At 63.3% G+C, this 19,957-nt stretch carries 20 protein-coding genes; 8 read left to right on the forward strand and 12 right to left on the reverse strand.

Annotated elements, in window-relative coordinates:
• Position 1: 1 nt before the first annotated feature.
• From AC1D1L_RS04510 to AC1D1L_RS04530, 5 genes are all read right to left on the reverse strand, one after another.
• On the reverse strand, positions 2-1,312 hold the full coding sequence (locus AC1D1L_RS04510) for a hemolysin family protein (RefSeq protein WP_112561005.1): 1,311 nt from the start codon (positions 1,310-1,312) through the stop codon (positions 2-4).
• Positions 1,313-1,382: 70 nt separating this feature from the next.
• Entirely contained in the window at positions 1,383-2,090 is a 708-nt protein-coding gene (locus AC1D1L_RS04515) for an LssY C-terminal domain-containing protein (protein ID WP_477339141.1), read from the reverse strand.
• A gap of 64 nt (positions 2,091-2,154) precedes the next feature.
• Positions 2,155-2,955 carry an extensin-like domain-containing protein gene (locus AC1D1L_RS04520; protein WP_477339143.1) on the reverse strand — a complete coding sequence of 267 codons (801 nt, stop codon included), beginning with the start codon at positions 2,953-2,955 and terminating at the stop codon, positions 2,155-2,157.
• A 105-nt stretch (positions 2,956-3,060) separates the two neighbouring features.
• A complete protein-coding gene (locus AC1D1L_RS04525) occupies positions 3,061-4,230 on the reverse strand; it encodes an extensin-like domain-containing protein (protein ID WP_477339145.1) in 1,170 nt (389 codons plus the stop codon).
• A 76-nt stretch (positions 4,231-4,306) separates the two neighbouring features.
• Positions 4,307-4,732 carry a DUF3775 domain-containing protein gene (locus AC1D1L_RS04530; protein ID WP_112561002.1) on the reverse strand — a complete coding sequence of 142 codons (426 nt, stop codon included), beginning with the start codon at positions 4,730-4,732 and terminating at the stop codon, positions 4,307-4,309.
• Between the two features lie 217 nt (positions 4,733-4,949).
• Here AC1D1L_RS04530 and AC1D1L_RS04535 point away from each other — a divergent pair, with 217 nt between their 5' ends.
• Both AC1D1L_RS04535 and greA read left to right on the forward strand, forming a co-directional pair.
• A complete protein-coding gene (locus AC1D1L_RS04535; RefSeq protein WP_352589817.1) occupies positions 4,950-5,489 on the forward strand; it encodes a tetratricopeptide repeat protein in 540 nt (179 codons plus the stop codon).
• Between the two features lie 287 nt (positions 5,490-5,776).
• Complete coding sequence (gene greA, locus AC1D1L_RS04540) at positions 5,777-6,250, forward strand: transcription elongation factor GreA (RefSeq protein WP_112561000.1); 474 nt, start codon at positions 5,777-5,779, stop codon at positions 6,248-6,250.
• A 24-nt stretch (positions 6,251-6,274) separates the two neighbouring features.
• Here the strand turns inward: greA and waaC are convergent, their stop codons facing one another.
• The 3 genes from waaC to rfaD are packed head-to-tail and all read right to left on the reverse strand — an operon-like array spanning position 6,275 to position 9,176.
• Positions 6,275-7,249: a lipopolysaccharide heptosyltransferase I gene (gene waaC, locus AC1D1L_RS04545; RefSeq protein WP_477339148.1), complete on the reverse strand. Its 975-nt coding sequence runs from the start codon at positions 7,247-7,249 to the stop codon at positions 6,275-6,277.
• Positions 7,246-8,253, reverse strand: coding sequence for a lipopolysaccharide heptosyltransferase II (waaF, locus tag AC1D1L_RS04550; RefSeq protein ID WP_477339150.1), 1,008 nt, complete (start codon positions 8,251-8,253; stop codon positions 7,246-7,248). Before waaF ends, waaC begins: the two co-directional genes overlap by 4 nt.
• Positions 8,226-9,176: an ADP-glyceromanno-heptose 6-epimerase gene (gene rfaD / locus AC1D1L_RS04555; protein ID WP_477339152.1), complete on the reverse strand. Its 951-nt coding sequence runs from the start codon at positions 9,174-9,176 to the stop codon at positions 8,226-8,228. Before rfaD ends, waaF begins: the two co-directional genes overlap by 28 nt.
• A gap of 132 nt (positions 9,177-9,308) precedes the next feature.
• Between rfaD and AC1D1L_RS04560 the strand changes: the two genes are divergently transcribed.
• The 4 genes from AC1D1L_RS04560 (at position 9,309) to AC1D1L_RS04575 (ending at position 12,782) form a co-directional block, all read left to right on the forward strand.
• On the forward strand, positions 9,309-9,941 hold the full coding sequence (locus tag AC1D1L_RS04560; RefSeq protein ID WP_477339154.1) for a LysE family translocator: 633 nt from the start codon (positions 9,309-9,311) through the stop codon (positions 9,939-9,941).
• A gap of 123 nt (positions 9,942-10,064) precedes the next feature.
• Positions 10,065-11,558, forward strand: a complete 1,494-nt coding sequence (gene rfaE1 / locus AC1D1L_RS04565; RefSeq protein WP_477339156.1) for a D-glycero-beta-D-manno-heptose-7-phosphate kinase — start codon at positions 10,065-10,067, stop codon at positions 11,556-11,558.
• A gap of 8 nt (positions 11,559-11,566) precedes the next feature.
• Positions 11,567-12,139, forward strand: coding sequence for a D-sedoheptulose-7-phosphate isomerase (locus AC1D1L_RS04570; protein ID WP_477339158.1), 573 nt, complete (start codon positions 11,567-11,569; stop codon positions 12,137-12,139).
• Positions 12,132-12,782: a D-glycero-alpha-D-manno-heptose-1,7-bisphosphate 7-phosphatase gene (locus tag AC1D1L_RS04575; RefSeq protein WP_477339160.1), complete on the forward strand. Its 651-nt coding sequence runs from the start codon at positions 12,132-12,134 to the stop codon at positions 12,780-12,782. The genes AC1D1L_RS04570 and AC1D1L_RS04575 overlap by 8 nt, the downstream gene beginning before the upstream one ends.
• On the opposite strand, the gene AC1D1L_RS04580 is transcribed toward AC1D1L_RS04575, so the two are convergent.
• Positions 12,779-13,249, reverse strand: a complete 471-nt coding sequence (locus tag AC1D1L_RS04580) for an Lrp/AsnC family transcriptional regulator (RefSeq protein ID WP_477339162.1) — start codon at positions 13,247-13,249, stop codon at positions 12,779-12,781. The two genes, AC1D1L_RS04575 and AC1D1L_RS04580, sit on opposite strands and share 4 nt — an antisense overlap.
• A gap of 256 nt (positions 13,250-13,505) precedes the next feature.
• On the opposite strand from AC1D1L_RS04580, the gene trxB reads away from it, so the two are divergent.
• Together trxB and AC1D1L_RS04590 are read left to right on the forward strand one after the other, a co-directional pair.
• Positions 13,506-14,480 carry a thioredoxin-disulfide reductase gene (trxB, locus tag AC1D1L_RS04585; protein ID WP_477339164.1) on the forward strand — a complete coding sequence of 325 codons (975 nt, stop codon included), beginning with the start codon at positions 13,506-13,508 and terminating at the stop codon, positions 14,478-14,480.
• Between the two features lie 80 nt (positions 14,481-14,560).
• Positions 14,561-15,457, forward strand: a complete 897-nt coding sequence (locus AC1D1L_RS04590; protein WP_181058731.1) for a LysR family transcriptional regulator — start codon at positions 14,561-14,563, stop codon at positions 15,455-15,457.
• Between the two features lie 19 nt (positions 15,458-15,476).
• On the opposite strand, the gene AC1D1L_RS04595 is transcribed toward AC1D1L_RS04590, so the two are convergent.
• The 3 genes from AC1D1L_RS04595 to AC1D1L_RS04605 form a co-directional block, all read right to left on the reverse strand.
• Entirely contained in the window at positions 15,477-15,974 is a 498-nt protein-coding gene (locus AC1D1L_RS04595) for a methyltransferase family protein (RefSeq protein WP_477339165.1), read from the reverse strand.
• A 728-nt stretch (positions 15,975-16,702) separates the two neighbouring features.
• Complete coding sequence (locus AC1D1L_RS04600) at positions 16,703-18,754, reverse strand: elongation factor G (protein WP_477339167.1); 2,052 nt, start codon at positions 18,752-18,754, stop codon at positions 16,703-16,705.
• 254 nt (positions 18,755-19,008) lie between these two features.
• The gene (locus AC1D1L_RS04605) at positions 19,009-19,866 is read right to left on the reverse strand and encodes an alpha/beta fold hydrolase (protein WP_477339169.1); all 858 of its coding nucleotides are present in this window, start codon (positions 19,864-19,866) and stop codon (positions 19,009-19,011) included.
• Between the last annotated feature and the right edge of the window lie 91 nt (positions 19,867-19,957).

Raw genomic sequence — 19,957 nt, forward strand, 5'->3', positions numbered from 1 at the left:
GTCAGCGCACCACTTCGCGATGGCCGCTCGGCAGGCGGGTGGCGATCAGCTTGTCGATGCGGCGGCCGTCGAGGTCGACGACCTCGAAGCGCCAGCCTTGCGCGTCGACGCATTCGCCGGTCGCCGGCAGATGGTGCATGTGCGACAGCACATAGCCGGCGACGGTCTCGTAGTCGCGGTTTTCCGGCAGGTCGATGCCGAGAACCTCAGCCATCTCGTCGGCCTGCATGTAGCCGGCGAGCAGCCATGAGCCGTCCTCGCGCTTGACGGCGTTTTCCTCCTCGCCGGCGTCGAGGTCGGCGCGGAAGACGCCGGTGATGGCTTCCAGAATGTCGGCGGGGGTGACGATGCCTTCGAAATGGCCGTATTCGTCATGCACCAGGGCCATCGGCACGTCGGAATCCTTCAGCTTCTGCAACACGTCCAGCGCGTCGGCCTGGTCATAGACGATGGGGGCGGCGCGCGCATGCTTGCGTGGGTCGAGCGGGCGGCCGGCAAGGATCGCCGCCAGCACGTCGCGGGTCTGGACGACGCCGACCATGACATCGACACCGCCATCGCCCGCCGGCAGGCGCGAATGCTGGGTGTCCATCAACAGCTTGCGGATGGCGCTCTCATCGGCCTGCAGATTGATCCAGTCGACTTCGGTGCGCGGCGTCATCACCGCGCGCACGGCGCGGTCGCCGAGCCGCATGACGCCGGCAATCATGCGCCGTTCGTCGGATTCGATGGTGCCGTGATGCTCGGCCTCGGCGACCAGCATCTTGATCTCCTCGTCGGTGACCTTTTCGTCGCTTTCGCCGCGCTGGCCGAGCAGCCACAATATGGCGCGGCCGGAAATGTCGAGCAGGAAGACGAGCGGCGCCGAGACGGTGGCGAGGATGGTCATCGCCGGGGCGGCGCGGGCTGCAACGCGCTCGGGATCGCGCAACGCGATCTGCTTGGGCACCAGTTCGCCGACGATCAGCGAGAAATAGGTGATGATGGCGACGACAATGCCGACGCCGAGCGGATCGGCGACGCTCTCGCGGATGCCGGTCGAGGCCAGGAAGACGGACAGCCTGTCGCCCAGCGTGGCACCGGAGAAGGCGCCCGACAGCACGCCGACCAAGGTGATGCCGATCTGCACCGACGACAGGAATTTGCCGGGGTTGGAGCCGAGCGCCAGCGCGCGCCCGGCGCCATTGACGCCGCGGTCGATCATCGCCTTGAGCCGTGCCGGGCGCGACGAAACGATGGCGAGCTCGGACATCGACAGAAGGCCGTTCACACAGATGAGGACGACCACGGTAGCGATTTCGACGTATAGCATCAGGGGTCAATAGCATTGCGGCAGGCCGCTGGAAAATAGTCCGCGTCGATTTTTGAAAAATGACAGTGGTTCAGGGAAGTTGCCTGAGCACGCCGACGATGGCCTTGCCGTCGGTGAAATAGGGATCGCCGCCGCCATTGCGTCCGGCTTTGGTGGCGCCGATGCCGGGGATATCGCTCACCGAGATCACCATGCCGGCAGCCGACAGGTCGTGGATCACGAGATCGCGCTCGGCGTCGATGTCGGGGCCGATATGGTGGGTAATGGCGCCGGTGTCGTGGCTCAGCCCAACGCCACGATCGAAGCTGGCCGAGCCCAGCCAGAGCGCGCGGCCATCGTCGCCCGTCGCGTCAGTGCGCCAGAAGCGGACATGATGACGTCGGTCGGCGCTGTCGCCGACCGGTTTTTCAAAGGCGAGGTCCTGGGCGCGGCCTTCGAACAGCAGCCGGCTTACCGGTGCGTCGGGATAGGGATGGTCGAACAGCACGCTTTCCCCGATTTCGATCGCGGTCTTCAGCGTCACACCGTCTGCCGTGTCCCAGCCGGCCACGGCGAAGGCATGCACAAGCTCCTTTTCGCTGCCGACCAGGCCGACATTGATCGGGTCGCCAGGAATGCCTTGCGGCGTGTGCGTCACCATCTCGAAGGTCTGCTTGCGAAAGCCGCGATCCCTGAATGTCCAGAATTCAGGTGCGGCGACATAAGCGAGCGCCAGCCAGGCGGCCACGAAAGCCGCAAGCCAGATCGTTGCACGTCGTCTGAGGCTTTTCTGTCCCACCTGTCGCCGCCTGCCTGCGAGGCGTCACCTTATGCGGCGTGACGGGGCTTTGGCAAAGAGCCGGCTAGCGGCAGGCGCGGTAGCCGCTCTTGCGGTTCTTGATGTCGAAATGGAAATGGTTGCGGTGGTCGTAATTGTAGCCGGGACCGAGCACGGTGGTGAAATACTGGCAGCCGTCGGCGCGCACATTGTTGAGGAAGCCACGGGTGCGGAAGGCGAATAGGCCGGGCTTGCGCACGTCGATGTCGTCGCCATTGTTGAGCTCGATGCTCATGACGTCGAGTGCGTTGCCCTTGCCGTGCTCGGACAGGACGCCCTCGCCAGCGATGTTGCGGCAGGAATAGCTCGAGCCCTGGTGAATGGTCTTGACGCCGGAGAAATAGCGCCAGCGGGCGGAGGGAACCAGTTCGTTCCTGGTCCAGGCGGCGAAGCTGGCGGCCATGTCACAGGTCAAGGTCGCCGCCGGTTTCATCTGGATGCCGCCAATAGCCGAAACCTTGACCGGATAGTCGATGCCGCACTGTCCCTCATGGATCGGCTGGACATCGGTGTAGACGACGCCGAGGCGCCGCAATTCTCTACGGCAGTCGGTTTCGCTGGCCGGCATCTGCTCGGGCGCCGACATCGGCTCGTCCATGCGCGGATAGGCGGCGGTCATGTAGGGATTGGACGGGACGAGCTTCTGCATGCCTTCATACTGCGGCACGGCAGCAGTCTGGGCGCCGACATCGACGGCCGGCTGCAGCGACAGCACGCTGCCGGTGTTGCAGGCAGAAACGGCGGCCAGCGCAAGGCCGGCGGTCACCATCGCTGCGCGTTTCGATTGGCGCGCGACCATCGCGGCGGCGCGAAATATTCCGGCCATGGGCGGAATCCCTGTCCCTAGATGTCCGGTATTTTAACGATCAAGGGTAAAGGAAAACTCAGCGGCTGCATTCACGCCTGCGGCTGAAATGCGGCAGGCGGACGATCATTGGCAGAAGGTGCCGCCGTGCCGACGCGGTTCGAGATCGAGATGGAAATGCAGGGCGTGATCAGAGTCCGCGCCCGGTCCGAGCACGGTCTTGAACGGTCCGCAGGCAGCCGTGCGCACCGCGTTGAGGAATTTGCCGTCCTTTTCGGGTGGCGTTGGACCGACTTCGATCTTCCGGCCGTCAGACAAGGTGAAGCTGGCGATATCGAGGGCGTCGCCGAATGCGTGTTCCGACAGTTTGCGCGTACCATGGCGTGGCCGGCAGACGAAGGCCGATGCCTGGTTGATCGATTTCAGGTCGGCGCCGAATTCAGCCTTTGCCGTCGGCTGGATGACATTGGCGGCAAAGCGGGCGGCCACTTCGGCCATCGGGCAGTTGAGCTCGGTGGCAGGGCCGATGGCGATGGATTTTCCGAGTGTCTTCAGCACGATGGGATAGGGGATCGAGCAGCCGATATCGGGATTGCTTTCCGCCTTGTGCTCTTCGAATTCGACGCCAAGCGCCGTCAGCCGCTCGCGACAGGCAACTTCCTCCGCCGGCATTTTTGCATCGGGCAAATCGCCCGAGCGAGGGTCGGGAAGCATCTTCTTGTCGTCGGCATCCGCGGGTTTTTCAGACGGTTGCGGGGCGACGACCGGCGGCTCTACCTCCGGCTTTGTGACGTCGGGCCTTTGTGTCGGAACGGGCACCACTGCCGGCGGCTCGGACCTATTCTCGGTATTGGTTGACGGCTCCGAGCCTGACGGCTCTGGGGCTGACGGTTCGGGCCGCGCCTGTTTTTTATATCGAGATTTTTCTTCATTGAACCGATCGTCATCGGACCGGTTGGGCGCACCACTGGTCTTTTGCTCTTCGGTCTTTGCGGCGTCGGTCTTCTGCGCTTCCTCGGGGCGCGCCTTGGGCACCGGAATGTCGTCAGCTGAGGGCTGCGGATCCGGCGTTTTCGGTTCCGCCTGGTTCGACACGATATGCCGCTTGCCACGTGATTTCGGGCGATGCTTGCTGCGCGGCTTCGACGGCTGGTCGGCCCGTTGTGTCAGCAGTTGCTCAACCCAGGACGGCTTGTGAGGCCGTCTGTGCTTCGCGTCGGCAGGCGTCGTGAGCAATCCAGCCACCACCATGGCCAGCGCCAACCCGCACATTCTGGAAAAGACAAGCGCCGCCATCGGTCCTAAACGGCGTGGGCTTGCGGAGGTTGCCGGGAAAAGCGCATGCGCCCGATCACGATCGGTTACCCCGGCGTTACGCGCCGATCGCCTCCAGCCCTTCTTCCAGCCAGTCGGCCAGCAGCGGCATGCCGAGCAGATATTTTGCCGTGCGCTTGTTGGCGCGCTCGCGCGCGGCGGCAACCGCATCGGACCATTCCGCTGCGTCATAGTCGCCGCGGCCGACCCAGGCCAGCGCAATCAATTCGGCCGCTTCGTCGACATTGAGGTCGTTGATCAGTTCGCGCAGCTCTTCCTCGGTGAGGTTTTCAGAGCTCTCTTCCGCAAGCCCGTCATGGTGGTGATTGTCGTGCGTGTCGCCGTCGAACTCGACCTCATGCTCGGCGCCGTCGGTATAGTCTTCGTTGACGGCAGCGCTCAGACCCTTTGCCTTGAGAATGAACAGCCGCACGGTGTCCGGGCCGATCGATAGCTCCCATTCCCGTTCACGGCGCTGTTGCACTCTCTCGCACTCCGCTGGTCATTTCCCGGATGATAGCGGATTTGCAGGGCGCGTCACGTCCGTTCGGCCGGCTTGGCTCACCGCCGGCGGGTTTCTGACACGCGCGCCCGTCTTTTGAAGTGGTTTTCGGAAATAGTTTTGGCGGCGCGGCTTTTCCGGGATGAAATGGCGTCCGCCTGGCGTTAGCATTTCATCATTATCCCTCAAGGAGGCTTCGATGCGCAGACGTTTGCTGATTCAAGTTCTAGCTGTTGTCGCTCTGCCGCTGTTTGCGGCGCCAGCATTTACCGCCGGCGAAGGCGGCGGAGGCGGCAGCGACGGCGGGAGCACGAAATGCAAGAAGGGCGAGGTCTGGGACAAGAAGCTCAAGAAGTGCGTCGCGCCGAAATACGGCATGCTCGACGACGACAACATCTATGAGGCGGGCCATGATCTCGCGATGGCCGGGCGCTATGACGAGGCGATCGCCGTGCTCAGCCTTGCCGCCAACAAGCAGGATCCGCGCATCCTCAACTATCTCGGCTATTCGCACCGCCATTCCGGCCGTGTCACGGTCGGCCTCGGCTATTACGAGGAAGCGTTGCGCATCAATCCCGACTACACGCTGGTGCGCGAATATCTCGGCGAGGCGCATCTGCAGATCGGCGACCTGGCCGGCGCCCAGGAGCAGCTGGCCGAAATCGAGAAGCGCACCGGCAAGGGTTCGCGCGAATACGGCATGCTGGCCGAACAGATCTACCATTTCATGAGAAGCTGACCCCACCCCAAAGGCTTCTCTGGGCCGGCTGCGAGCAATCGCAGCCGGCTTTTTGTTATCTCAGCCGCAACACAACGCGCATGCCGCGACGGCAACTGCACAATCGGCTCATGATTTTTCAAAAGCCCGCTTTTTCAGCGTGAAAAGCGCGCGAAGATCGCTATATTAGGGGAAATTGCGGTGAAACGGTTCCGTTAGCCCGAGGCTGCCGGACCCGTTTTCTTTTTGTACCCATCGACAAGGCTTTCCCCGAAACGCGGGGGTGGCGGCAGGAAAGGTTAGGCATCATGAACAAGGTCCCGATGACAGGCGAGGGGTTCGCGTCATTGAAGGAAGAACTGCGTTGGCGCCAGCAGGAAGAGCGGCCGCGCATCATCGAGGCGATCTCCGAAGCGCGCTCGCATGGCGACCTGTCCGAAAATGCCGAATATCATGCCGCCAAGGAGTCGCAGAGCCTCAATGAGGGCCGCGTCAACGAGCTCGAAGATTATATCGCGCGCGCCGAAGTGATCGACATCACCAAGCTCAGCGGCGACAAGGTCAAGTTCGGCGCCACGGTGGTGCTGGTCGACGAGGACACCGAGGAAAAGAAGACCTACCAGATCGTCGGCGATCAGGAAGCGGACGTGAAATCGGGCCGCATCTCGATCTCGTCGCCGATCGCGCGCGCGCTCATCGGCAAGGAAGTCGGCGACGCCATCGAGGTCAATGCGCCTGGCGGCGCACGGGGCTACGAGATCGTCCAGGTGCAGTTCATCTAGGACCTCAGATAATTCCGAAAGGTTCTAAGCCGGCGCTCTGGATTTGAGCGCCAGTTGCTTTTCAGCTTCCGCCACAACCTCAGCCGGCGTCAAGCGCTCCCCTGATGCGGCCAGCAGCGTTGAGGCATATTGCCCGCGCGGGCCGGTTAACCCCGGCTCCGTCGCCAGGAATACCGCGACGGTCGGCAAGCCGAAGGCGCTGGCGAGGTGGGTCAGGCCGGTGTCGGCGCCGATGACCAGCGTCGAACGGCCGAGGATCGCGGCGATGTCGGATAGCGGCGATTTCGGCACCACGATTGTTGCCGGCACCGCTTGCGCGATCGCCTCGGCCACGGCCTTCTCGCGCTCGTTCGACCAGGTGGTGACCGGCGTCATCCCCCGCCCAACCAGCAGGCGAGCGGCTCCGATCCAGTCTTCGGCCGGCCATTTCTTGTCCTCGCGGCTGGTGCCGTGCAGCAGGAAGGCCGTTTTGCCATCGATGCCGGCCAGGCCGGCCGGAGGAGGCGCAATCCCCGATGCCAGCGTCGAAAGATCGGGCTTGTAGCCAAGCGCCAGCCCGAACAGCCGCCGCGTGCGTTCAATGGCGTGCAGGTCGCGCGGCACGGCGTATTTGCGCTTGTAAAACAACGTTGCCGAGGGCTCCCGCGCGCTGGCGCGATCGAAACCGGCAACCGGCGCGCCGGCCTGGATGGCGACAAAGGCCGACTTCAACAACCCTTGCGCATCGATGACCAGATCGTACTGGGCCGCGTGCAGTTCCCGGCCCAGGCCGGCCATCTCGCGCCATGCACCGCTGTCGAAAAGCTGCTTGCGCCAGCGCCGGATCGCCACCTTGTGGATGGTTCGGATTGCCGGATGCAGCGCGACGATGCCGGCAAAGGTCTCCTCGACACACCAGTCGAAGGAAATGTCAGGGCGGTTGCGGCGCGCATCCTCGACAGCGGGGAAGGTGTGGATGACGTCGCCCATCGACGATGTCTTGACGATCAGCACCTTCATGCGGCGGCCGGGATTTCCAGCAAACGATCCGCCGCCGCTGCCACGCGGGCGACGTCGAGCGTCTTCAGGCAGTTGAGATGGCCGAGCGGGCAGGTCTTCTGGTGGCAGGGCGAGCAGGACAGATGCAGCCAGATCAGCTCGCGCTGTTTAGCCAGCGGCGGCGTGTTTTCAGGCGAGGTCGAACCGTAGACGGCGACGACCGGCGTGCCGACGGCAGCCGCGACATGCATCAGCCCGCTGTCATTGGACACCGCCAGTCGTGCCGCCGCGATCAGGTCGATGGCGTCCTCCAGCCGTGTCTTGCCGGCGAGATCGACGACGCCGGGTGCCAGTGCTGAAATCTCGGCGGTGACATCGCGATCATTCTTCGAGCCGAACAGCGCGACCTGAAAACCTTTTGCCATCATCTCACGGGCGAGGCCGGCATAGCTTTCGCTCGGCCAGCGTTTGGCCGGGCCGAATTCGGCGCCGGGCATCATAGCGACGAATTTTCCCGGCTGCAGCTCGAAGCGGGCCAGAAGCTCTTTCTGGTTGCCGGTATCGACGGTGAGGTGCGGCGGCCGGAAATGTCCACCTTGGGCAAGGCCGAAATAAGCCTGCGCGGTTCGCCGCTTGACGCTGTCGGACAGCGGAACGATGTCGGTCAGCAGGCCATAGCGCATTTCGCGCAAATTGCCGAAGCGGCGTGGAATGCGGGCAAAGAACGGGATCAGCGCCGATTTCCAGCTCCCCGGCAGGACATACGCCATGTCGTAGCGGCCGCGCAGCAGGCGGCCGAAGCGGCGGCGAATGGTGAATTCGAGCGCGCCGGGTTTCAGCGGAAAATCAATCTGCTGGCGCAGTTCCGGCATGCGCTTGACCAAGGGGGCTGCCCAGGCTGGAGCCAGCACGTCTATGGCGGCGTTGGGATGGAGTTCCTTCAGCGCCGAAAACAGGCACTGCGCCATGACCATGTCGCCCACCCAGCGTGGGCCGATCACGAGGATCGTTGGGCTTTCAGCCATTCGACATAGTCTCTGACGCCGGTTTCCACGCTGCGGAATTGCCCGTTATAGCCGGCTGCGCGCAAGCGGGACATATCAGCCTGGGTAAAACTCTGGTAGCTGCCCTTGAGGTGGTCGGGGAATTCGATGAACTCGATCTCGCCTTTGCCCAGCGTGTCGATGACGGTTTCAGCGATGGCGCGGAACGGCTGGGCGCGGCCGGTGCCGCAGTTGAAGATGCCGCTTGAGCCCCGCTTCCACAGCCACAGATTGACGTCGGCGACATCGCCGACATGAATGAAGTCGCGGCTCTGTTCGCCAGGGCCAAAACCGTCATAGGCGCCGAACAGCTTTGGGTTCTCGCCGCGCCCGACCTGGTTGAACAAATGGAAGGCGACCGAGGCCATGGCGCCCTTGTGCGCCTCGCGCGGCCCGTAGACGTTGAAGTAGCGCAGGCCGGCGACCTGCGAATGGTCGGTATCGAAGACGGTGCGACGGACATAGTCGTCGAACAGTTTCTTCGAATAGGCATAGACGTTGAGCGGCCGCTCGAGCGCCGGGTCCTCGCGAAACTCCGAACCGCCGCCATAGACGGAGGCCGAGGAGGCGTAGAGGAAGGGGACCCGAAGCGACAGGCAGGCATGCAGCAGCCGCTTCGACCAGGCGTAGTTCACATCCATCATGTACTTGCCGTTCCACTCGGTGGTGGTCGAGCAGGCGCCCTGATGGAACACAGCCTCGATGCGGCCGAGGTCGCCGGCTTCCAGGCGCGGCAGGAATTCGTCCTTGTCGAGATAGTCGGCGATCTTGAGATCGGCCAGATTGGCGATCTTGTGGCCATCGGTGAGGTCATCGACGACGATTATGTCGTCATGGCCTTCGGCGTTGAGCGCGGCGACGATGTTGGAGCCGATCATGCCGGCGCCGCCCGTGACGATGATCATGAAGGCCTCTGGTTGCTTGCGATTCCGGTCCTTATAAGGGAGCCCAGCCGGGCTGTCGATGAAGCAGGCGGTTGCGCCACTGGGCTGCAAGGCTCCCGCCTCAGTCGAAGCCCGCATAGTGAGGAACAAAAAATGCCGTCGACCGAACTGCTCATTGCGTTTTTCGTCACCACGGCGATCTTCGCCTACATCCCGGGCCCAGCCATGCTTTACGCGGCCGCGCAGACCATGGCGCGCGGGCGCTGGTCGGGGCTGACGGCGGCACTCGGCATCCATCTTGGCGGTTATGTCCACGTCTTTGCCGCTGCCGCCGGCCTGTCGGTGCTGTTCCACGCCGTGCCGCCGCTCTACATGGCGGTTAAGCTGATCGGCGCGCTCTACCTGATCTGGCTTGGTGTCTCGCTGTTTCGCAAGCGCGGGGAGGGCGACGCAGCTTTGCCCATCATCGAGCGGAAATCGGCCCGCCGCGCCTTTTTCGAGAGCATCACGGTCGAGGTGCTCAATCCGAAGACAGCGATCTTCTTCATGGCCTTCCTGCCGCAGTTCATCGATGCCTCGGCGGCGTTGCCGGTCTGGCTGCAGTTCGTCGTTTTGGGCACCATCGTCAATCTGATGTTTTCCTCGGCCGACATTGTCTGCGTGTTTCTGGCCGGGCTGGTGATCGGCCGGCTCAAGCGCTCCAGCCGCGCCCAGCGCATGATGCAGCGGGCGGGCGGAGCGGTGCTGGTCGGACTGGGCGTCCACGTCGCGCTGCAGAAGAGCTGACGGCTGCCTTGACGTTGCGCTGCATGGATTTGCGGTATATCGGCTTCGCATGAACGATCCGGCCCGTAAATTGACAATTTTCAGCACGACAGAGATTGGCCTCTCCCTCGCATTGCCAGTGACATGATCAAGCACAATCCGCCTTCGCCCGAACCTTTGCACCGCGCCATTGCCCGCTTTGGCGACGTCGCCGTGCTGGTGGTCGGTGACTTCATCCTCGACCGTTTCGTCAATGGCGTCATCGAGCGGATATCGCCGGAAGCGCCGATTCCGGTGCTGCACGGGCGCGGCGAGACCTCGACGATGGGCGGCGCCGGCAATGTCGTCGCCAACATCGTTTCGCTGGGCGCAGCCGCTATACCGGTCTCGGTGATCGGCACCGATGTGGCCGGCGACAATCTTATGCGCATGCTGCGCGAACTCGGCGCCGATACGGCGGGCCTCGCGCAGGAGCGCGGCCGCATGACGTCATCGAAGAGCCGCTTCAGCGCGCTCAACCAGCAGGTGTTGCGCTTCGACGAGGAAGAGATCAAGCCGCTCGACGTGGCCGAGCGGGCAGGCCTGATCCGGCATTTCCGGGAAGCGCTCTCTCGCGCCGACATCGTCATCCTGTCCGATTACGGCAAGGGCATCCTGCTCGACGGCGTGGCGGCCGACCTGATCGCCATCTGCCGCGAGGCCGGGAAGCCGGTGCTGGTCGACCCCAAGGGGCGCGACTATGCGCGCTATGCCGGCGCGACCGCCATCACCCCCAACCGCAAGGAGCTTGGTGAAGCGGTCGGTCATCCGGTTTTCGCCGATGACGAGATTGTGGCTGCGGCTCGCGAATTGATTACGGCGCACGGCTTCGACTTTGTCGTCGCCACGCGCAGCGAAAAGGGCATGAGCGTCGTCGGCGCGGATGAGGCGCGCCACATCGCCACCCAGGCGCGCGAAGTGTTCGACGTTTCGGGCGCCGGCGACACGGTGATCGCCAGCTTCGCGCTGGCCCTGGCCGCGGGCGCCGATCGCGTCATGGCCGCCTCCATCGCCAATGCTGCCGGTGGCGTGGTGGTCGGCAAGCGCGGCACGGCGCGGCTCACCGTCGAGGAACTCGCCGGCGCGCTGTTCCGCTCGCACGGCCCGACCGCCCACAAGGACGCCATTCTCGATGCGGCATCGGCGGCGCGCATGGTGGCGACGTGGAAGGATGAGGGTTTGACCGTCGGCTTCACCAATGGCTGTTTCGACATCCTCCATGCCGGCCATGTCAGCCTGCTACACGCGGCGCGCAGCCGGTGCGATCGGTTGGTGCTCGGGCTCAACAGCGACGCCTCGGTGCGCCGGCTGAAAGGGCCGGGGCGCCCGGTCAATGACCAGCATGACCGCGCCTGTGTGCTCGCCGCTTTGGCTTCCGTCGACGCCGTCGTCGTGTTCGAGGAGGACACGCCGCTGGCGCTGATCGAGGCGCTGCTGCCCGACATTCTGGTCAAGGGCGCCGACTACACCGTCGAAACCGTGGTCGGCGCCGATGTGGTGCAGAAGGCGGGCGGACGTGTCGTGCTGGTCGACCTCGTCGCCGGCAAGAGCACCACCGGAACCATCGGCAAATTGCGCGCCGGTGGCGCCACCAACTGAGGGATTTCATGTCCGGACTGAACGATTACCTTGTCCGCTCGGCGGCTGCGATCAACGCGATGGTCGAGCGCGACCTGACCGGCGAGATGGAGCGGGCGGCAGTGGCTATCGTCACCGCGCTTTCGTCCGGTAAGGCTTTGCTGATCGCTGGCAATGGCGGTTCGGCCAGCGACGCCATCCACATTGCCGGCGAACTGGTCGGCCGCTTCCTTAGGGAGCGCAAGGCCTACAATGTCATCGCGCTGCCAGCCAATGCCGCCGTGCTGACTGCATGGGGCAATGACTACGGCTTCGACACGGTGTTTTCGCGTCAGGTCGAGGCGCATGGCGCGGCAGGTGGCGTGCTTTTGGCGATCTCGACCAGCGGCAATTCGCCGAGCATTCTTGCCGCTGCCGAGCAGGCGCGGATGATGGACATGACGGTGATCAGCCTGACCGGCGACAACGGCGGCAAGCTCAAGCCGCTCACCGACATCCTGCTCAACGTCCCCTCGACCTCGACGCCGATCATCCAGCAGGGGCATCTGTGCCTCTACCATTATCTCTGCGAAGTGGTCGAAGCGCGTCTCAGCGATGGCTGACGGCAAGTCGACGTATCCGCTGGCTGAGCCCGGCCTATGGGTCGAGCGGGTCGGTTCGAGCGTGTTTCCAGCCAACGCACCGGCGCTGTTCCTCGACCGCGACGGCACCATCAATGTCGATACGGGTTATCCCGATGATCCCGCTGACATCGTTCTGCGGCCGGAAATGCTGCCAGTAATCCGAATCGCCAATATCGTCGGCCTTCCTGCGATCATAGTGTCCAACCAGTCGGGCATTGCGCGCGGCTACTTCGGCTGGCCTGAATTCGCCGCCGTGAATGCCCGGCTGCTGGCACTTCTCGAAGTCGAGCAATGCCGTATCGATATGGTGCTTGCCTGTGCCTATCATTCGAGCGGCACGGGTGAACTGGCGATAGGCGATCATCCGATGCGCAAGCCCAATCCAGGCATGCTTTTGCGCGCTCGTGATCTGCTGGGCGTGGATGTCGGTCGATCGATCATCGTTGGTGACAAGGCTGACGACATGGAAGCCGGTCGAAGAGGTGGGCTGGTAGAAGGGTGGCTCGTCGGCGGCAGGTTCAACAAAAAGGCCCCGGACGGCAGTTTCACGACGCGCAAACTGATGACGGGCAATGACTACCGCAGACTGTGCGACGTAATCGCAGGGTTGGGCGTGGCTTAGAACGCCACCAGTCCCTCGTCCTTGACGCGGCGGATGGTGAGTGCGGTGCGCACCGTGTCGACATTGGGCGCCGAGGCCAGCTGCTCGATGACGAAGGTCTGGAACGTGCCGAGATCGCTCGCCACACAATGCAGCAGGAAATCGGATTCGCCCGATACCATCCAGGCGTCGCGCACGATCGGCCAGCCGCGCGTACGCTCGGCGAAGGTTTTGAGCTCCGCATCGGCCTGGTGATGCAGGCCGATCAGGCAGAAGGCGACGACGTCCATGCCGAGCGCCGGCGCGTTGAGCAAGGCGCGGTAGCCTCTGATGATACCGGTTTCCTCCAGCCGCCGGACACGGCGCAGGCAAGGCGGGGCGGAAATGCCGACGCGGCTCGACAGTTCGACATTGGTCATGCGCCCGTCGCCCTGAAGCTCGCGCAAAATCTTCCAGTCGATGGCGTCGAGGTCGGCTTTCACGGGCATGGCTGTCTCAGCTTAAGCGCAAGAATCTTTCGCGATCTCGTCATTAAACGACTTTTGTGTCGATGCCAGCCCTTGGTTAGGCGATTTTAGGGCGGTAACGAAAGCGGCGATTGAGCGAATATGCCTATGGGCCGAAGCTTTCCGGGGACGACGGCCCGTTCGTCTTGCTGGCGTGGTTGGCAACCCTTACATTACCAGCGACATTTCACGTCTTTTTCCAAGGCACACTCGATTGTCTGCCCCGCAGAGGCTTTAGATGACCACCAAACATGCGCCTGTCCTTATCATCGGTTCCGGCCCCGCCGGCTATACCGCCGCGGTCTATGCCGCGCGCGCCATGCTGAAGCCGATGCTCGTCGCCGGCCTGCAGCAGGGCGGCCAGTTGATGATCACCACCGATGTCGAAAACTATCCGGGCTTCGCCGATCCGATCCAGGGTCCGTGGCTGATGGAGCAGATGCTGAAGCAGGCCGAGCATGTCGGCACCGACATCATCAACGACATCATCACCGAGGTCGATCTCAACGTGCGGCCGTTCCGCGCCAAGGGCGATTCCGGCACCACCTACACGGCGGACGCGCTGATCATCGCCACCGGCGCGCAGGCGAAGTGGCTGGGCATTCCGACCGAGCAGACCTTCATGGGCTTCGGCGTGTCGGCCTGCGCCACCTGCGACGGCTTTTTCTACCGCGGCAAGGATGTCGCGGTGATCGGCGGCGGCAATTCGGCGGTGGAGGAGGCGCTCTACCTCTCCAATCTGGCGAAGAGCGTGACTGTCATTCACCGCCGCAATGATTTCCGCGCCGAACGCATCCTGCGTGAGCGGCTGCTGAAGAAGGATAATGTCCGCGTCATCTGGGACACGATCGTCGACGAGATCACCGGCCGGCCTGGCAAGACGCCGCTGCCGCCTTCGGTCGAAGGGCTGAAGCTTAAAAATGCGGTGACCGGCGAGATCAGCCATCTCAAGGCCGACGGCGTCTTCGTGGCCATCGGCCATGCGCCGGCGGTGGAGCTGTTTGTCGGCAAGCTGAAGCAGAAGCCGAACGGCTATCTGTGGACGGCGCCTAATTCGACCCGCACCGACGTGCCCGGCGTGTTCGCCGCCGGTGACGTGACCGACGACATCTACCGTCAGGCGGTGACCGCCGCCGGGCTCGGCTGCATGGCCGCGCTCGAGGCGGAAAAGTACCTGGCCGGCATCGAGGTGCTCCGCGAAGCGGCGGAATAAAATCTATCAAGACGGCAGAGCAAGCCGTTCAAAAGCCTGATTTTTCATTCAGACGCCAAAAACAGAACGAGGGGAACTCAATGGCGTTGGACTGGGACAAGCTTCGCGTGTTTCACGCTGCGGCGGAGGCTGGGTCGTTCACCCATGCCGCCGAGACATTGCATCTGTCGCAATCGGCGATTTCACGCCAGGTCAGCGCGCTCGAACATGATGTCGGGGTGCCGCTGTTCAACCGCCATGCGCGCGGCCTGGTGCTGACCGAGCAGGGCGAGATGCTGTTCCGTACGGCGCATGACGTGCTGATGAAGCTAGAGACCATCAAGTCGCGGCTGACCGAAGCCAAGGACCGGCCGTCCGGCGTGCTCAGGGTGACGACCACTGTCGGGCTTGGCGCCGGCTGGCTGACCGAGCGTGTGCAGGAATTCATCGAGCTCTATCCGGAAATCAGCCTGCAGCTGATCCTGGCCAATGAGGAACTCGACCTCACCATGCGACAGGCCGATTGCGCGATCCGGTTGCGCCAGCCGCAGCAGCCCGATCTGATCCAGCGCCGCCTGTTCACCGTGCATTTCCACCTCTATGCCTCGCCGGCCTATGTCGGCAAACACGGCAAGCCGACCTCGGTCGCCGATCTGAAGAACCATCGCATCGTCACCTTCGGCGTGCCGGTGCCGTCGCATCTGTCGGAGCTGAACTGGCTGGAGACGATCGGCGATTTCGAAGGCGGGCAGAGGGTGCCGACGCTGCAAATCAACGACATATTGTCGATCAAGCGCGCCGTGCAGGGCGGCGCTGGCATCGCCATGCTGCCAGACTATGTGATCTCCAAGGAGTCGGATCTGGTGCAGCTTTTGCCAGAGACCGAGGTGCCGTCCTTCGACACCTATTTCGCCTATCCCGACGCGATGAAGAACCAGGCCAAGCTGCACGTGTTCCGCGATTTCATCATCGCGAAAGCACGTAGCTGGTCGTTTTGATCCCCACTATGCTCTGTAGCTATTCCCGCCACGGCGTCAGCCGCGGCAACCAGCCGGGGACGTTGCGGCGGTAGGTCTCGTATTCGGCGCCATAGCGGCGGGCCAGCGTCGGCTCTTCGTAGAGCTTCACGAAGGAGCCCATGACGATCGCGCCGATGACGGCATAGGCGACGACGGTCCAGCTCGAAAACAGCAGCGCCTGGCCGAGGATGATCGACAGCACCGCGACATACATCGGGTTGCGGACATGGCGGTAGATGCCGCCGATCACCAGCCTCTCGGTGGGCGCGACAGGCGCCGGCGTGCCGAGACCTTCGAGCGCAAAGCGGGCGAAGGAATGAACGAGCAGGGTGATGGCCGCGACGATCAGAAGCCAGCCGAGGGGAACGAAACCGGGCACAGTCGATGGCGGCAGATGGTAGTGGTCCGTCAGCAGCCAGGGCACCACACCGGCGACGACGCAAGGCGCTGCGATGAAGAAGACCGCGCTGCCGGCGATCGCCTGGGATGTCCGCATTTCAGGTCTTCCTTGCCGGCGCCTGGCCCTCCGATTCTGGCCGCTGCCGCAAAAATAAACGCGCTCTGCCTGATTCTATGTCATTTGGCGTTTTTGCGCTTTGGCGCATAAATCGGGTCCGGTTACGGTTCTGTGACAGCTATGGGCCGGTCGCGCAGGCCATTTGAAGTCTTTTTCTGGTCCTACCGTGCCCAAAAATGGGTTAGACCACAGCCTGCGCCTTTTTGCATGCGTGTGTTGCAAAATAGATGCTTGTTTCTTGGGCATGATGAGCACATATATAGACCATCTCCTGGGCGCGTTCTCCTCCCATTAGCGCCCTCGAGTGTTCCCCTCTGGAGGTTAGCCTTAACAGGCACTTCCAATCAAACTCAGCCGGATCTTCGTTGATCCGGCTTTTTTGTTTTCAGGCCTGCCGCAACCGGCGAAAAACCGACCGGAATTGCCGCGTAACAGTGACATGTAACATCAGGTAACATGTCGCAGGCGCGATTCATCGTTTAAGCAGATCATAGGACGCGGTGTGGTTCGTCCGGGAGATGGGGGCATCACTCGGAAGACCCGGGCTCAGGCGGCTACCGCGTCCGAACCTATTCGTCTGCCAGTGCCGCCAGGCGCGGCGGATACATGCGGCGGACCTGCCGTTTTCCTCCCAAGAAGACGGTCCGCATTAGTAGCGGCGTCCGGATCATCCGGGCGCCGTTTTTTTGCGGATCAGCCACCACCTGTCAGGCAGCCTTGCCGTTGGCGTTCATCGCCTCGTCGGCCAAACGCCCCGTAAGCTCAGCCATATGATCGAAGGCACAGCGATAGCTGGCGACGCCGGCGGTTGCCGAGCGCAGTTCGATGATCAGATCGCCGATCTCGGCCTGCGGCATGGTCGCCTCGACGACATCCCATCCCGGCCAGTCGGGCCGCGCGTCGTAGCCGAGGATCTGGCCGCGCCGCTGCGGGATCAGCGCGATGATCTTCGAGGTGGCTTCGGACGGGGTGACGATCTCGACTTTCATTACCGGCTCGAGCAGCACCGGTGAGCACGCCGCCATACCTTCCTTCATCGCGAGTTTGGCTGCCATCTGGAAGGCCATGTCGGATGAATCGACGGCATGGTAGGAGCCGTCGGAGAGGTTGACGGCAACATCGACCACAGGGAAGCCGAGCGGGCCGGATTTCAGATAATCGCGCACGCCGGTTTCGACCGACTGGATGTAGGTCTTGGGCACGACGCCGCCGGTGATGGTGTCCGAGAACTGGAAGCCGGAACCGCGCGGCAGCGGCTTGATCTCGATCACCACATCGCCGAACTGGCCATGGCCGCCGGACTGCTTCTTGTGGCGGCCGCGCTGCTGCACCGTCTTGCGGATCGTCTCGCGATAGGGGACGGCAGGCGCGTGGCCTTCGACCGGGATCTGGTTCTTGCCTTCCAGCCGCTCGCGCACGACCCGCAGATGCATCTCGCCATGGCCGGACAGCACGGTTTCGGCCGAGTCCTGATTGTGGCGCAGGGTGAGCGAGGGATCTTCCTCGGCCAGGCGCTGGATGGCCGCCGACATCTTGACCTCGTCCTTGCGCTCCTTGGGCCGTAGCGCAAAAGCAAAGACCGGCTGCGGCGGCGTCAGCGTAAGCAGCGGCTTGATGCCGCCCTTGGTGGAGCTCAACGTCTGGCCGGTCTTGACCTCGTCCAGCTTGCCCAGCGCCACCGTGTCGCCAGCCTTGGCGGCGGTGAGCTTGGACTGGTCCTTGCCGAGCATCTTGTAGATGCCGGAGACCTTCGCCGTCTCGCCGTTCGACAGGAAAAGCTCTGTGGCGTCGGCGAGCTGGCCCGACAGGATGCGTGACACAGACAGCTTGCCGCCATGCGCGGTGTGGATGGTCTTCATCACCTGGACGACAGTCTGGTTGCCGTCCGGGACGCCGAGGCGCTTGCGGGTCGCCTCGACATCCGGCGCGTCATGGCGGATCGCCTTCAACAGACGCAGCACGCCATTGCCCTTTTCGGCGGTGCCGATCAGCACCGGCGTTATGACGCCGGCGCGCAGGTCGGCGGACAGATCGTCGAAGACCGCGTCTTTCGGCGGTTCGATCTCCTCCAGCAACTGTTCCATCAGCTGGTCGTCGTGATCGGCGAGCGTCTCCAGCATGGAGAAGCGGGCTTCCAGCTCGCGCGCCTTTTCGTCTCCCGGAATCTCGGCGACCTGGCTTTCGGCATATTCGCGGTAGATGTAGGCGCGCTCCAGCGCCAGGTCGATCGAACCGATCACCACATTGTCCTTGCGCAACGGAATCTGGCGCAGCAGCAGCGGCGCCGCGCTTGTCGGCTGCAGCATCTTCAGCGTGTCGCGTACGCCGGCGATGGACTTGTCGACCTTGTTGAGGAACAGGATGCGCGGCACGCCGAGATCATCGAGCTTGCGCATGATGAGCTGCAAGGCGGGGATCTTCTTCTCGTCGGCCTCGGCGACGACCACGGCGATGTCGCAGGCGGCCAGCACCGGCTCGGCCTCGAAGGAGAATTCGATCGATCCGGGACAGTCGACGAAGGTGAGCTGCTCGCCCATGAATTCGGTTGTGGCAAAGGTCGCCTCGACGCTCATGGCGTGCGCCCGCGCCTCGGGCGAATGATCGGAAACGGTGCTTCCCGATGAAACGGGATTTTGGCGGGGGATGGCGCCCGTGCGGGCGAGGATGGCTTCGAGAAGTGTCGTCTTACCGCTTGCAAAGGGACCGACTATGGCAATGCATTTCGGTCCCGTGCGTCGTCCTCCGGCGCGAGTACCCATGGCTGACCTCCACTCAGGCGTTGGCCTTGGAGTACGATCAGCAAAAGTGGAAACGGTTTTGCGCCGATCGCACCCTGTTTTGAGCGGCGGCCGGCCTGTTCGACCGTCGCGGGCGGGGTTGTTTTCATTTAGCCACCTGCCCAAACCCATCGTCCCACGGGTTAGGCGGTAGGGCAAGGAAAATAGAAATCGGCGTGCGCCGCCGTCAGGCGGAGAGGGCGGGAAGCGGGATTAGAAAACTTGTCGGGAAGTTTTCAGCGGCCCTGGCTTCGCCGCGCCGGCGTGGCTGCACTCTGCTTCACCACCGTTTCGGCGTAGCGCGACAACAGCGGGTTGAACAGGTTTGGGCGTTCCCAGAAAGGTGCATGGCCGGCGTCCGGGATGACATGGCACTGTTCCCACAGCGAGGCATAGGCCACCGTCTCGAAGTAGCTCAGCCGCACCAGCGGATCATGCTCTCCATTGATCACCGCGACCGGGAACGGGGCGTGTTCGACCACCTGTTTCTGGTCGGCGCCCCTGCCGGCAAACATGCTGCGCGCCACGCCGGCGCGCAGCCTGCCGTCGGTGCGCCTTATGGCTTCACGGAACGACGGACTGGCGGTGTCGCCGAAGCAAAGCGCCTCAAAGCGCTCGATGTCGCGTTCGGAGTAGACCTTCTTGGAGGTGAGCAATATGTCCCAATTGGCGTGAAAGCCGCGCAGCATGCCGAGCGGTCCTCTCGACACCGGCGGCGCCCCGGTCAGAACCAGGCCGTTCACCGCGTGGTGAAAGCTGGCGAGTTCGATCGCCACATGGCCGCCGAGCGACCAGCCGAAGATGATGGCGCGGTCGATGCCCAGCGAATCGAGAAGGCGGGCTGTGGTCTGGGCGAGACCGGTAATCGTGTAGGCGGTTGCCGGGTCGCGGGCATCCGATGACTCGCCATGGCCGGGAAGATCGAAGGCGATCAGCCGATGGGCATCGGCGAGCGGACTGTCGAACTGACGGGCAAACACGGCGCGCGAACTGCCTGAGCCATGGATCATGACGATGGGCATGCCGGATCCCGACGACTGGCTGAGACGCAAATCGGCCTGCGGCGTGCGGATGGTGCGGTCAATGATGCTCATGCTGGATTAGACCTTCAGATTTGCCTGAAGGCCAACATCGCATCGCGGGCTCTATATGTTCTTTAAACATGTGGTTAAGAAAGGATTTCTA

Source organism: Mesorhizobium sp. P2_D6 (genome assembly GCF_056404315.1).